The 12376-nt window shown below is 67.4% G+C and carries 13 protein-coding genes; 6 read left to right on the top strand and 7 right to left on the bottom strand.

Annotated elements, in window-relative coordinates; translation table 11 throughout:
* Positions 1-10: 10 nt before the first annotated feature.
* Both B9N97_RS25130 and B9N97_RS25125 read right to left on the bottom strand, forming a co-directional pair.
* Positions 11-667: a 2OG-Fe(II) oxygenase gene (locus B9N97_RS25130; protein WP_085090387.1), complete on the bottom strand. Its 657-nt coding sequence runs from the start codon at positions 665-667 to the stop codon at positions 11-13.
* Positions 668-826: 159 nt separating this feature from the next.
* Positions 827-1804, bottom strand: a complete 978-nt coding sequence (locus B9N97_RS25125) for a mitochondrial fission ELM1 family protein (protein WP_085090386.1) — start codon at positions 1802-1804, stop codon at positions 827-829.
* A 152-nt stretch (positions 1805-1956) separates the two neighbouring features.
* Here B9N97_RS25125 and B9N97_RS25120 point away from each other — a divergent pair, with 152 nt between their 5' ends.
* Positions 1957-2523: an Lrp/AsnC family transcriptional regulator gene (locus B9N97_RS25120; protein ID WP_085090385.1), complete on the top strand. Its 567-nt coding sequence runs from the start codon at positions 1957-1959 to the stop codon at positions 2521-2523.
* Positions 2524-2541: 18 nt separating this feature from the next.
* Here the strand turns inward: B9N97_RS25120 and chrA are convergent, their stop codons facing one another.
* A complete protein-coding gene (gene chrA / locus B9N97_RS25115) occupies positions 2542-3837 on the bottom strand; it encodes a chromate efflux transporter (protein WP_085090384.1) in 1296 nt (431 codons plus the stop codon).
* A 150-nt stretch (positions 3838-3987) separates the two neighbouring features.
* On the opposite strand from chrA, the gene B9N97_RS25110 reads away from it, so the two are divergent.
* Complete coding sequence (locus B9N97_RS25110; protein WP_085090383.1) at positions 3988-4917, top strand: dienelactone hydrolase family protein; 930 nt, start codon at positions 3988-3990, stop codon at positions 4915-4917.
* A 176-nt stretch (positions 4918-5093) separates the two neighbouring features.
* Here the strand turns inward: B9N97_RS25110 and greA are convergent, their stop codons facing one another.
* A complete protein-coding gene (greA, locus tag B9N97_RS25105; RefSeq protein ID WP_085090382.1) occupies positions 5094-5567 on the bottom strand; it encodes a transcription elongation factor GreA in 474 nt (157 codons plus the stop codon).
* 96 nt (positions 5568-5663) lie between these two features.
* Entirely contained in the window at positions 5664-8912 is a 3249-nt protein-coding gene (carB, locus tag B9N97_RS25100) for a carbamoyl-phosphate synthase large subunit (protein WP_085090381.1), read from the bottom strand.
* 262 nt (positions 8913-9174) lie between these two features.
* Between carB and B9N97_RS25095 the strand changes: the two genes are divergently transcribed.
* From B9N97_RS25095 to B9N97_RS25080, 4 genes are all read left to right on the top strand, one after another.
* Positions 9175-10005: a PAS domain-containing protein gene (locus tag B9N97_RS25095; protein WP_085090380.1), complete on the top strand. Its 831-nt coding sequence runs from the start codon at positions 9175-9177 to the stop codon at positions 10003-10005.
* A 12-nt stretch (positions 10006-10017) separates the two neighbouring features.
* The gene (locus B9N97_RS25090; protein ID WP_085090379.1) at positions 10018-10389 is read left to right on the top strand and encodes a hypothetical protein; all 372 of its coding nucleotides are present in this window, start codon (positions 10018-10020) and stop codon (positions 10387-10389) included.
* A 114-nt stretch (positions 10390-10503) separates the two neighbouring features.
* Positions 10504-10758 carry a type II toxin-antitoxin system Phd/YefM family antitoxin gene (locus tag B9N97_RS25085; RefSeq protein ID WP_085090378.1) on the top strand — a complete coding sequence of 85 codons (255 nt, stop codon included), beginning with the start codon at positions 10504-10506 and terminating at the stop codon, positions 10756-10758.
* Positions 10758-11174 (top strand): type II toxin-antitoxin system VapC family toxin, encoded by a 417-nt coding sequence (locus tag B9N97_RS25080; protein ID WP_085090377.1) that lies wholly within the window; start codon positions 10758-10760, stop codon positions 11172-11174. The genes B9N97_RS25085 and B9N97_RS25080 overlap by 1 nt, the downstream gene beginning before the upstream one ends.
* Before the next feature lie 68 nt (positions 11175-11242).
* Here B9N97_RS25080 and B9N97_RS25075 read toward each other — a convergent pair whose 3' ends face one another.
* Together B9N97_RS25075 and B9N97_RS25070 are read right to left on the bottom strand one after the other, a co-directional pair.
* Positions 11243-11860, bottom strand: a complete 618-nt coding sequence (locus B9N97_RS25075; RefSeq protein ID WP_085090376.1) for a cytochrome c3 family protein — start codon at positions 11858-11860, stop codon at positions 11243-11245.
* The gene (locus B9N97_RS25070) at positions 11857-12375 is read right to left on the bottom strand and encodes a nitrate reductase cytochrome c-type subunit (RefSeq protein ID WP_208621249.1); all 519 of its coding nucleotides are present in this window, start codon (positions 12373-12375) and stop codon (positions 11857-11859) included. The genes B9N97_RS25075 and B9N97_RS25070 overlap by 4 nt, the downstream gene beginning before the upstream one ends.
* Between the last annotated feature and the right edge of the window lies 1 nt (position 12376).

The following is a 12376-nucleotide window of genomic DNA, read 5'->3' as shown; positions in this document are numbered from 1 at the left end:
GACGGAAGTTTTATGCAACAGGTTTGTCGGGGAAGCACAATTCTTGCCGTGCCCGCCATTCGGGGCCGACATAGTTGACGATGATCGATTTGCGCACGCCGTCGATCGGACGTTTCTCGAAGCCATGCCAAGTATTGCTTCCGGGGATGAAGATCAGCCCTTCGTTGAAGGCGTAGGGCGCGCGGGCGACGACCGTCCGGCTCTCGTCCAGCACGTCGGTGCCCCAGTGCGAGCAGTTCGGCCCCTTCGAGAGATAGATCAGCATCGTGTATTTCTTGACGCCGATGTCGGTGTGCGGCTCCAGCCAGAAGCCGTCGGTGTCCTGGCAATATTCGATGCGCAGGCTGGTGCCGGTCAGGTCGACGTTGCAGGTCTTCTGGATGGCGTCCACCACCGGGCGGCTCTGGAAGGCCTGGGCCACCGTTTCGCACACCGCGTACTTCGCGCGGTTCTCCTCACCGAAATAGGTGCGCGACGCGTTGTTGGTCTCGCGCTTGCCGTAGGTGTCGGACACCGGGGGCGGACCCCAGGGCAGGTCGGCGATGGCGTCGGCGGACTCCTCCGGCAGCGCCTCGGCCAGCAGCCAGTGATTGTAGGGCCGGTCGAACAGCCGGCTGTTTTCCAGGCAGCGCAGGAAGGAGGCGGAAACGGCGTCGGGGGTGGTCATGGCGGCGAAGTTCCGGATGGAAGGACGGCCCCGGACCGTGCTTTTCGGAGACGGCCGGTTCGCCAGCGCTTATGGCATGGCCCACGGCGGAACTCCGCACCCAAACCGGTCCTACCAGCGGGGTGCGCGCATTGGTCGCGCCGCACCCCGCCGGCGCCATCACGACAGGCCGAAGCGCTTCCGGTGCAGTGGCAGGCGGCGGCGCACCTCGTCGGCCACCACCTCCGTCTCGTTCAGCGGCGGGTAGCTCCACTGGTCCAGCGAGCCGTCGAAGGGCCGCGTGATGCCGTCCTGGTACAGCCCGTCATGGAAGGCGCGGAACTTGGGCGACCCGCCCTCCAGCTCGATCACATAGACCGGCTTGCCGGTGGAGCAGGCCTCCGACGTCATCGACACGCTGTCGCAGGTCACCACCACCGCGTCCGCCAGACCGAGATAGGCGAAATAGGGGTTCTCACCGGTGCCGTCCCACACCTCCGCCGATAGGCCGGACAGGCGGGCGCGCAGGATCGCCTCGTTGTCGGCGCCGGTGCGGCGCGACGGGGTGACCATCAGCCCGGCGCCGTGGCTGCGCGTCAGGTTGGCCAGCCGTTCGGCCACGTCGCCCATGATGGTGGGCGTCAGGCGGTAGACGCCGTTGTTGCCGCCGATCAGCACGGCGATGCGCGGGTGCGGCAGATGGGCCAGGCGGGGGGCGAAGCGCTCGGCCGCGTCGGCCAGGATGCCGGGCGTCACCCGGTGCAGGGCACCGCGGGTCACCAGCACATTGTCGCCGCGCAGCTTGTCGTGGCGCGGCACGACCACCAGATCGAACTGGCGCGGGTTCATCACCGGATCCTGGATCTGGACGGTGAAGGTCCGGCCGCCCGACTGGCGGCGCACAGCCAGCGAGACGGCGATGGACTGCCGCCCGGTGCCGATCAGCAGGTCGGGCCAGGGCGGTTCCACCGGATCGCCCTTCGGGCCGGCGGCGAAACGGTTGCCGATGCGCCAGTAGGGGGTCAGCTGGCGCCAGGGCGTGCGCAGGTGGACGCGCTTGACGACCGGCGTCAGGCCAAGCGACTCCGCCAAGCCGATGCACTGGTTTTCCATGCCGGCCTTGCCGTCCGACACCACCCAACAGGTCAAAGGTTGCATGAGAACTCGGATCGTTGAGGCTGCGAAGGGGATTGCGGCGAAAAGACCGTTATCCGGGTTGCTCGCCCTTGCGGGGGTTTCCGTCTTGGCGTAGACACCATGCCCGTGTAATATCCTTTCTCCAAATCATCCCCGGAGCGACCGAGTAAACCATGCGGCGGGTCAAACTCGACCGAATTGACCGTCGGATTCTGCGCGATCTGCAGAACGACGGCCGGATGACCAACGTGGAGCTTGCCCGACGTGCAGGCATCTCCGCTCCGCCCTGCCTGCGCCGCGTCCGCGCGCTGGAGGAGGCGGGATTCATCCGTGGCTACCACGCCGACGTCAACCCCGATGCATTGGGGTTCGGCGTCACGGTGTTCGCCCAGGTCGGCCTCAGCAGCCAGGCCGAAGCGGACCTAAAGAAATTCGAGGAGCTCGTCAACAGCTGGCCGCTGGTGCGTGAGTGCAACATGCTGGCCGGCGAATATGATTTCATCCTGAAGATCGTGGCGGAGGACTGGGACGACTACCAGCGCTTCTTGACGACCAAGCTGACGGCGGCCCCCAACGTCGCCCATGTGAAGTCGGCCCTGTCGATCCGCACCAGCAAGCACACCCCCGGCGTTCCCATCGACGTCGATTCGCCCGACATCCCGGAAGGGACCGAGGACGACGAGGACGAGGATTTCGTCGAGGACGAGGCCGAGACGCCCGCCCGCGCCACCCGGCGCTGAGCGGGCTCGGGGTTCTCTTTACAGGGAAGATGCGGCGAGCGCCTGGAGCAGGCCCGCCGCCGCTCCCCCCAGCACCACCCAGTGGATCGCCATGTTGCGGCGGGTCAGCGCATAGAGCGCGCCCAGCATGATCGCCCAGGTCCAGATCATGTGCCCGGCCGTCTGGCCGTCCGGCAGCAGCACAGCCACCCCCAGATAGACGCCCAGGTTCAGGATCACCCCCACCACCGCCGCGGCGATGGCGGCCAGCGCCCCCGTGGCCAGACGGTTATGGATCAGCCGCTCCACATATGGCGCGCCGGCGAAGATGAACAGGAAGCAGGGCAGGAAGGTGACGTAGGTCGTCAGCGCCGCCCCCAGAATCCCCGCCAGTGCCGGCGACAGCGCGCCCGGCCGGTTCCAGCCGGCGAAGAAGCCGACATATTGCGTCACCAGGATCAGCGGTCCCGGAGTCGTCTCGGCCAACGCCAGGCCGTCGACCATCTCGCGCGGGCTGAGCCAGCCATAGGCGTCCACCGCCTGCCCGGCGATGTAGGGCAGCACGGCATAGGCGCCGCCGAAGGTGACGAAGGCCGCCTTGGTGAACAGCGCCGCGATGCCGCGCCAGGGATCGGCACCGAAGGCCAGCAGGACCGCCCCGACCGGAACCAGCCACAGCAGCACGAACAGGCCCGCAAGGGCCGCCAGCCGGCCGCGTCCCGGCGCTGGCTCCACCGGGCCGGCATCGCCGTCGGCCAGCGGATGCGGGTGGGCGAACCAATGGCGGCCCATGCGCGCCGCCACGCCGCCGACCACCGCCGCCCCGCCGATGACCAGCGGGAAGGGCAGGTGCAGCGCGAACAGCGCCAGGAAGGCGGCACCGGCCATGGCGACGGCCGCCGGTCCCTTCAGCGTGCGGCGGCCCATCCGCCAGACCGCGGCGGCGATGATCGCCACCACCGCCGGCTTGATGCCGTCGAACAGCGCGGCGACCGGTCCGGTGTCGCCATGGGCGGCGGCGATCCAGGACAGGGCGAGCAGCACCAGGGCACCCGGCAGCACGAACAGCCCGCCCGCCACCAACCCGCCGCGCACCCCGTGCAACCGCCAGCCGATGTAGGTGGCGAGTTGCTGCGCCTCCGGCCCCGGCAGCAGCATGCAAAAGTTCAGCGCGTGCAGGAACCGGGTCTGGTCGATCCAGCGGCGGCGGTCGACCAGCTCGCTCTGCATCATCGCGATCTGCCCTGCCGGCCCGCCGAAGCTGGTCAGCCCCAGCCGCAGCCAGTAGAGGCAGAAGGCGCCGAAGGGCGGGGTGGGGGGAGTGGATTCGGTCATGGTGCCGCACCCTAGCGCAAACGTCGCCGCAAGGCAGCCAGCCCGGAGACAATTGCGGGGCGCCCATGGTCTTCCGCAGCGCGGAGGATTAATATTGCAACCGCGAGCGCCGCCGTCGTGGCAGGCGCCGGACGTCGGGGACGTTGCAGAATGAAGGCTTCCGCCCGCGGTCGTGCGGCTGTGTTTGGTGCTGCGCTGTGTGCCGGTGTCGGGTTGACGGCTCTTGGGCAATTGGCGCTGGCGGGGCCGGCGCAGGCCGCCGTCGGCGTCCATGCCGAGGAGATCGTGCGCTTTCCCTCCGCCGACGGGGATCTGACCGGCGGAGCGCCGACGATGCTGAGCGGTCGTCTGCTGCGCCCGGCCGGCAACGGCCCGCATCCGGCGGTGGTCATGCTGCATGGCTGCGGTGGCCTCTATGCCCGCAACGGCCGGGTGTCGCCGCGCCATGTCTGGTGGGCCACCCACCTGCAGCGGCAGGGCTTCGAAGTGCTGATGGTCGACAGCTTCGGCCCGCGCGACGTGGAGGAGGTCTGCTCCACGGCGCTGAAGGACCGCACCGTCCGCGCCACGGTGGAGCGCAAGCGCGACGCCTGGGCGGCGCTGGCCTTCCTGCGCAAGCGGCCGGAGGTCGATCATGAGCGCATCGGCCTGATCGGTTGGTCGCAGGGGGCGAGCAGCGTGCTGGCCGCCTATGGGGCGGGCGAGGATGGGCCCGCCGGGACGGAGGACGGTGGCTTCCGCGCCGCCGTGGCCTTCTACCCCGGCTGCAGGGCGCCGCTGAGCGACGAGGACTGGCAACCCGACGGTCCGCTGCTGCTGCTGGTCGGCGGCAAGGACGACTGGACCCCGCCGGAGAGCTGCGTCGAGCTGGCCGGCCGCGACGGGGTCAAGGACAAGGTCGATCTGGTGGTCTATCCCGACGCCTATCACGGCTTCGATGCGCCGGACGCCCCGGTGCGCAAGCGCCAGGACCTCGCCACCGCCCCCGGCGGCACCGCCCATATCGGTACGAACGAAGACGCCCGCTCGGACGCGATCCGGCGGGTGATGGAGTTCTTCAAGGAGAAGCTCAGGGGGTGATGTCCTGAACGTTCCCTCTCCCCCCGGGGAGAGGGTTAGGGTGAGGGGGACGCGTTGCGAGGATTATGTCGGATGCAAGGGCGTAGCGCGACGAGCTACACCACTCTGTGCATCCCCCTCACCCCGACCCTCTCCCCGGGGGGGAGAGGGGGATTTTGGGGGAGAGGGTTACACCCTCAACGGAACTCGACCGAAACGATCTCGTACAGCTTGGAGCCGCCGGGGGTGGAGACCTCCACGCTGTCGCCGACGGCCTTGTTGATCAGGGCGCGGGCCAGCGGCGCCTGGATCGACAGAAGGCGGTTCTTGATGTCGCTCTCGTCCTGGCCGACGATCTGATAGGTCGTCTCCTCGTCCGTGTCCTGGTCGGCCAGGGTCACGGTCGCACCGAATTTCACGGTGTTGCCGGTCAGCTTGGCCGGGTCGATGACCTCGGCGCGGCTGATCTTGTCCTCAAGCTCCAGCACGCGGCCTTCGATGAAGCTCTGACGTTCGCGCGCCGCGTGATACTCGGCGTTTTCCGAAAGGTCGCCATGTTCGCGGGCTTCCGCGATGGCTTTGATGACCGCCGGGCGTTCGGTGATCTTAAGGTGCTTCAATTCCTCCTGGAGGCGGTTGAAGCCCGCCGCTGTCATCGGAACTTTTTCCATGTTCGGTCCATCACCGCTTGCAGTCGTTCGACCTGTCCAAAGCGACATCAAGGACGAAGACGGCGCGGAGGAGGTCCGCCGCGCCGTCGTCCGTCCTTAATACGATCCGCTAAGGTACGACTGCAACGGGGCGACTTCAAGGCTGCCGTTCCGGAGTGCGGCAATCGCTTCCACCGCCGCGCGTGCTCCCGCTACGGTGGTGTAATACGGAATGTTGTAGGTCAGCGCGGTGCGACGCAGGCTGAAGCTGTCGGCCAGCGCCTGGGCGCCTTCCGTGGTGTTGATGACCAGATGCACGTCGCCGTTGATCATGGCGTCGACGATGTGCGGCTGGCCTTCCACCACCTTGTTGATGGTCTCCGCCGGCACGCCGGCATCGCTCAGCACCTTGGCGGTGCCGGACGTGGCGAGGATGCGGAAGCCCATCTCGTGCAGCTTCTTGGAGATCACCGCCAGCGCCGGCTTGTCGTGGTCCTTGACCGAGACGAAGACGCTGCCCTTGACCGGCAGGGTGACGCCGGCGCCGAGCTGCGCCTTGGCGAAGGCCAGCGCGAAGTTGTGGTCGAGGCCCATGACCTCGCCCGTCGACTTCATCTCCGGACCCAGCACGATGTCGACGCCGGGGAAGCGGGCGAAGGGGAAGACCGCTTCCTTGACCGCGGTGTGCGGCGGGGTCGGGCCGTTCAGGGTGAAGGCGGACAGCTTCTCTCCCGCCATGACGCGGGCGGCGATCTTGGCGATGGCGGTGCCGGTGGCCTTGGCGACGAAGGGCACCGTACGGCTGGCGCGCGGGTTGACCTCCAGGATGTAGACGGTGCCGTCCTTGACTGCGAACTGCACGTTCATCAGGCCGACCACCTTCAGCGCATGGGCGAGCGCGTCCGACTGGCGGTTGATCTCGGCGATGATGTCGGCCGGCAGCGTGTAGGGCGGCAGGGCGCAGGCGCTGTCGCCGGAGTGGATGCCGGCCTCCTCGATGTGCTCCATCACGCCGGCGACATAGACCTGCTCGCCGTCGCAGACGACGTCGACGTCGACCTCGATGGCGTCCTGCAGGTAGCTGTCGATCAGCACCGGGTTCTTGCCCGACACCTGCACGGCGGTGCCCATGTAGCGCTGCAGACCGGCCATGTCGTGGACGATCTCCATCGCCCGGCCGCCCAGCACGTAGGACGGACGGATGACGACCGGGAAGCCGATCCTGGTCGCGACCGCCTCGGCCTCTTCCAGCGAGCGGGCGAGGCCGTTGGCCGGCTGCTTCAGGTTCAGCTCGTGCAGCAGCTTCTGGAAGCGCTCGCGGTCCTCGGCCAGGTCGATGGCGTCGGGCGAGGTGCCCAGGATCGGGATGCCGGCGGCCTCAAGGGCGGCGGCAAGCTTCAGCGGGGTCTGGCCGCCGAACTGCACGATGCAGCCCAGCACGGTGCCGTTGCGCTGCTCGACCCGCACCAGCTCCACCACATCCTCGGCCGTCAGCGGCTCGAAATACAGGCGGTCGGCGGTATCGTAGTCGGTGGAGACGGTTTCCGGGTTGCAGTTGACCATGATGGTCTCGATGCCGGCCTCCTGCAGGGCGTAGACGGCATGGACGCAGCAATAGTCGAACTCGATGCCCTGGCCGATGCGGTTCGGGCCGCCGCCGAGGATGACGACCTTGCGCTTGTCGGTCGGCTCGGATTCGCACTCCGCCTCGCCGGTCCCGTCGGTCTCGTAGGTCGAGTACATGTAGGGGGTGGCGGACGCGAACTCGGCGGCGCAGGTGTCGATGCGCTTGTAGACCGGGGTGACGCCGGCCATGCGGCGGGCCGCGGCGACCGCCGCCTCGCTGGTCTTGGCCAGCTCGGCCAGACGGGCGTCGGAGAAGCCCATCTGCTTCAGCTTCAGCCAGCCGGCCTTGTCGGACGGAAGGCCGCCGTCGCGGATCGCCGCCTCACGGTCGGTGATTTCCTTGATCTGCTCCAGGAACCACGGGTCGTACTTGGAGACGGCCTGCACCTCGTCGATGCTGAAGCCGTGGCGGAAGGCCTGGGCGATGACCAGCAGGCGGTCGGGCGTCGGGGTGGCCAGCGCGCCGCGGATGGCGGTGCGGTCCGGGGTCTCGTCGGAGCCGATCTTGACCTCGTTGAAGCCGGTCAGGCCGGTTTCCATCGAGCGCAGCGCCTTCTGCACCGATTCCTGGAAGGTACGGCCGATCGACATCGCCTCGCCCACCGACTTCATCGAGGTGGTCAGCAGCGGCTCCGAGCCCTTGAACTTCTCGAAGGTGAAGCGCGGCATCTTGGTGACGACATAGTCGATCGTCGGCTCGAAGCTCGCGGGCGTGGTGCCGGTGATGTCGTTGGTCAGCTCGTCCAGGCGGTAGCCGACGGCCAGCTTGGCGGCGATCTTGGCGATCGGGAAGCCGGTGGCCTTCGACGCCAGCGCCGAGGAGCGCGACACGCGCGGGTTCATCTCGATGACGATCAGGCGGCCGTTGGCCGGATTGACCGCGAACTGCACGTTCGAGCCGCCGGTGTCCACCCCGATCTCGCGCAGCACCGCGATCGAGGCGTTGCGCATGATCTGGTATTCCTTGTCCGTCAGCGTCAGCGCCGGCGCGACCGTGATCGAGTCGCCGGTGTGGACGCCCATCGGATCGATGTTCTCGATGGCGCAGACGATGATGCAGTTGTCGGCGCCGTCGCGCACGACCTCCATCTCGTACTCCTTCCAGCCCAGCACCGATTCCTCGATCAGCACCTCGCCGACCGGGCTGGCGCGCAGGCCGCCGCGCACGATGTCTTCGAACTCCGCCCGGTTGTAGGCGATGCCGCCGCCGGTGCCGGCCAGCGTGAAGCTGGGACGGATGATGGCGGGCAGGCCCACCAGTTCCAGCGCCTCCATGCCCTCGTCCAGCGTGCGGACCATGCGCGACTTGGGCGATTCGAGGCCCAGCTTGTCCATGGCGTCGCGGAACAGGATGCGGTCCTCGGCCTTGGCGATGACGTCGCGCTTGGCGCCGATCATCTCCACGCCCAGCCGCTCCAGCGTGCCGTCGTCGGACAGCGCCATCGCCGTGTTCAGCGCGGTCTGGCCGCCCATGGTCGGCAGCAGGGCGTCGGGACGCTCCTTCTCCAGGATCTTGGCGACGACGGCCGGGGTGATCGGCTCGATGTAGGTGGCGTCGGCCAGACCGGGGTCGGTCATGATGGTGGCCGGGTTGGAGTTGACGAGGATGACCCGGTAGCCTTCCTCGCGCAGCGCCTTGCACGCCTGAACGCCGGAATAGTCGAACTCGCAAGCCTGTCCGATGACGATCGGACCCGCGCCGATGATGCAGATGGATTTGATGTCGGTGCGTTTGGGCATGGGTCCGCTTCTCTGGAATGTGGTCAGCCGAAAACCCCCCGGCACCGGAGGACCGGAGACGGAGAGCGGGGATGGGCATGTCGTGCAAGGCCCCCTTATAGGGGGTTCCGGGCCGGGGGGGAAGGGGTGGCATGGATGTCACCCTCGCATGACTGAATCTCGGGCAGGGCAGTTCCGGCCCATGCGGCCCTTGAACCGATGGGGAAAGGGACGCATCAATTCCCATTCTCCCGCTTCGCATACCCTTTGGAGATACGCCCCGATGAGCCACGCATTCGCCAAGGACAGCCGCGCCTGCGCCGCCTGCGTCTCGTGGGGCGGGGAGCGCGCGCTGTCGGAGGACAATACGCTGGTGCACGTCGCCCGCCACGGGGTGGAGGGCGAATGCCGCACCGCCAGCAGCCAGGACTACCGCCGCATCACCAAGGGCTATCACACCTGCACCGCCTGGGCGCCGCTGCCGATGCTGAAGAAGCATGGCGGAAGGATCGGCCACACGCCGGCGGGACAGGCGCACACGCTGGTCACCGCCGCGGCGTCGCGGCCGGTGCAGCAGCCGGTCTCTCAGCCGGTGCCGGCGGCGGCTGCCTTCGCGTCGGCGCCGGTGGCTGTGCCGGTGATCGACGCGCCGCCGCCGCCCTGCCGGGCGGATGTGATCGATGTGGAGCAGACGCCGCAGGTCCGCATCCTCTACACCCACTGGGTGCGGCTGAAGCGCAAGCGCCGCATGCCGCTGGCGACCGAGATCGACACCGCTCAGGTGCGGGAGAGCGTTCCGCGCATCGCCCTGATGGAGCCGACCGCCGACGGTGGCGATTTCGTCTACAAATCCTGCGGCCGGGCCCTGCAGCGCCGGCTGGCCGGGCGGCCGACGACGAAGCGGGTGACCGACTGCCATCCGGAACAGGCGGCGCAGCGCTGGCTGTCCGACCTGCGTGCCTGCCTGGAGAGCGGCGAGCCGCGTTGCCTGCTGGTGCGTGACGACCCGATGCTGCCGGGGGCGAAGTTCGTCGAACTACTGCTGCCGCTGGCCGATGTCGAGGGCGGCCCGGCGACGCGCGTGCTCGCCTACCGCCATGTGCCGGGTGGTTGAGGGAGGGCGGCGATGGGGGAGCAGCCGAAGGAAGGGCCGCCGCAGAATGGGCCGGGGCCGGAGATCGTCGGCGTCTGGCCGGCGGCGGTGTGGATCGTCGTCGGCACCGGGCATTACCTGAACGACCCCGACCATTTTGCCGGCTGGAAGGGCGCTCTGTATTTCGTGCTGGGCACGGGACTGGTGGCGCTGGTCGGCGGCATCGCCGGCCTGTCGGCCCGCCGCACCGTTGCCGGCATCCAGGAACGTCTGTTGAAGGAGGTCCGCTATCGGCGCGACCTGACCACCTGGGCCATCGCGCTGGGACTACGCGGACTTGTGGGCTTGGGCGAAGCGGTGCTGGTGACTCTGCTGGCGCTGTCGGTGGTGGGGATGCTGGGGTAGAGTTGGTGTAGGTATGTAGTTACATCGGACTTGTGTCGGGCTGGGGCTACCGTTATCCTCTTCACTAGGGCCGTCTATCGACGCCTGAACAGCGATTTTCGGGAGGGAGACGTCATGGGCCGCATGATTTCCAGCCGGGAATTCAATCAAAACCCGAGCGAGGCCAAACGAGCGGCTGAAGATGGACCCGTGATCGTCACCGATCGTGGTGAACCGGCCTTTGTTCTGTTGCGGTACGACACGTATCGCCGCCTGTCAGGCGAGGGGGGCTCGCTTTTGGACCTTCTGCGGCAGGATGGAGACGAGGCTGATTTCGATTTCGATCCACCGAAACTTCAAGCTATAGCCCGCCCGGTGGATTTGGACTGATGTATCTGTTAGATACCAATGTCGTGTCGGAGTTGCGGCGGCCGGCACGAGCCAATCCCGGCTTGGTGACTTGGGCTTCCGACGTGATGCCGGCCGACTTGTTCATTTCGGCAATCACCCTGTTCGAAATCGAACGTGGCGCCGGGTTGGTGGCGCGGAAGGATCCTGCCCATAGCGCGGCGTTGCGTGGTTGGATCGACGGCCACATCCTGGTCGTGTTCCGGGGGCGGATCCTGCCTGTCGATGCTGACGTGGCTCAGCGTTGCGCCACATTGCATATACCGACTCCGCGTCCCGACCGTGACAGCATGATCGCTGCAACGGCACTGGTCCATCGTTTGACGGTGGTTACGCGAAACACCAAGGATTTCGAGCCGATGGGTGTTGCGTTGCTCAATCCCTGGACCTCCGGTTGACACGTTTCCCGTGAAACGCAAACAGCCCCGCTCCTTTCGGAGACGGGGCTGTTGCGGCAACCTGATCCTTACTTCGCGCTGGTCTTCATGCTCCAGCCCGGCTCGATCCCGTGCATGTCGGGCAGGCGGTGGGCGATGCCCTTGTGGCAGTCGATGCAGGTGTTCTCGCCGGTGAACAGGTAGGTCTCGTGCATCTTCGCGGCGCGCGGATTCTGTTTGGTGATGTCCATCGAATCGGCGCTGTGGCAGTTGCGGCATTCCAGCGAGTTGTTCGCCTTCAACCGCGCCCATTCGTGCTCGGCCAGTTCGCGGCGCTTGTCCAGGAACTTCTCGCGCGTGTCGATGGTGCCGAAGATCTTGCCCCAGACCTCCTTGGATGCCTGCATCTTGCGGGCGATCTTGTCGGTCCATTCATGCGGCACATGGCAGTCCGGGCAACTGGCGCGCACGCCCGACCGGTTGGTGAAGTGGATGGTCTGCTTCAGCTCCTCATAGGGGTTGTCGCGCATTTCGTGGCAGCTGATGCAGAAGGCTTCCTTGTTGGTGGCTTCCAGGGCGGTGTTGAAGCCGCCCCAGAAGATCACGCCGGCGATGAAGCCGCCCAGCGTCAGGAAGCCCAGGCTGAAATGGACGCTGGGGCGGGCGAACAGCCGCCACAGGCCCAGCAATGCGGAGCGGATCGTCATTTCTGGCCGCCTTGGGCATGGCCCAGGACCGAGTCGAAGTCTTGGAAGCTGTTGGGGACGATCGGCTGGGCGTCGGTCTGCGGCACATGGCACTGGGTGCAGAAGTAGCGCCGCGCCGCCACCGTGCCCAGAGTCTGGCCGTCACGGTCCTGGAAATGGGTGACCGACAGCATCGGCGCCTGCGAGCCGGCCGTGTTGCGGCGGTCGTGGCAGGTCAGGCACTTGTTGATGTTCAGGTCGATCTGATAGTCGCGGATGGCATGCGGGATCAGCGGCGGCTGGTCGGCATAGTTGCGCACGCGCTTCTGGTCGTCGGTGATCTCGCGGTGGGTCGCCTCGGCCGGGACGTTCAGGGTGATCGGGTGGTTGGTCGAGGGGACCTTGATCCCCCCGACCGTGCCGGTGCCGGTCGCGGTGGGCTTGTCGGCGGCCACGCCGTTGGTGGCGACGCCGATGGTCAGGGCCGGAACGCCGGCCAGCAGGGCCAGCGCGGCAATCAGGAAACGGGTCTTCATG

The sequence above is a fragment of the Azospirillum oryzae genome, from assembly GCF_900177515.1.
Taxonomy (GTDB): domain Bacteria; phylum Pseudomonadota; class Alphaproteobacteria; order Azospirillales; family Azospirillaceae; genus Azospirillum; species Azospirillum oryzae_A.
This window is presented reverse-complemented; position numbering and strand designations above follow the sequence as displayed.

Excerpts from the sequence above, each read along its gene's own strand:
- B9N97_RS25080 (WP_085090377.1), top strand. The coding sequence starts at position 10,758 with ATGTATCTGTTAGATACCAATGTCGTGTCGGAGTTGCGGCGGCCGGCA.
- carB (WP_085090381.1), bottom strand. The coding sequence starts at position 8,912 with ATGCCCAAACGCACCGACATCAAATCCATCTGCATCATCGGCGCGGGT.
- B9N97_RS25085 (WP_085090378.1), top strand. The coding sequence starts at position 10,504 with ATGGGCCGCATGATTTCCAGCCGGGAATTCAATCAAAACCCGAGCGAG.
- B9N97_RS25075 (WP_085090376.1), bottom strand. The coding sequence starts at position 11,860 with ATGACGATCCGCTCCGCATTGCTGGGCCTGTGGCGGCTGTTCGCCCGC.
- B9N97_RS25110 (WP_085090383.1), top strand. The coding sequence starts at position 3,988 with ATGAAGGCTTCCGCCCGCGGTCGTGCGGCTGTGTTTGGTGCTGCGCTG.
- B9N97_RS25090 (WP_085090379.1), top strand. The coding sequence starts at position 10,018 with ATGGGGGAGCAGCCGAAGGAAGGGCCGCCGCAGAATGGGCCGGGGCCG.
- chrA (WP_085090384.1), bottom strand. The coding sequence starts at position 3,837 with ATGACCGAATCCACTCCCCCCACCCCGCCCTTCGGCGCCTTCTGCCTC.
- greA (WP_085090382.1), bottom strand. The coding sequence starts at position 5,567 with ATGGAAAAAGTTCCGATGACAGCGGCGGGCTTCAACCGCCTCCAGGAG.
- B9N97_RS25120 (WP_085090385.1), top strand. The coding sequence starts at position 1,957 with ATGCGGCGGGTCAAACTCGACCGAATTGACCGTCGGATTCTGCGCGAT.
- B9N97_RS25130 (WP_085090387.1), bottom strand. The coding sequence starts at position 667 with ATGACCACCCCCGACGCCGTTTCCGCCTCCTTCCTGCGCTGCCTGGAA.
- B9N97_RS25125 (WP_085090386.1), bottom strand. The coding sequence starts at position 1,804 with ATGCAACCTTTGACCTGTTGGGTGGTGTCGGACGGCAAGGCCGGCATG.
- B9N97_RS25095 (WP_085090380.1), top strand. The coding sequence starts at position 9,175 with ATGAGCCACGCATTCGCCAAGGACAGCCGCGCCTGCGCCGCCTGCGTC.
- B9N97_RS25070 (WP_208621249.1), bottom strand. The coding sequence starts at position 12,375 with ATGAAGACCCGTTTCCTGATTGCCGCGCTGGCCCTGCTGGCCGGCGTT.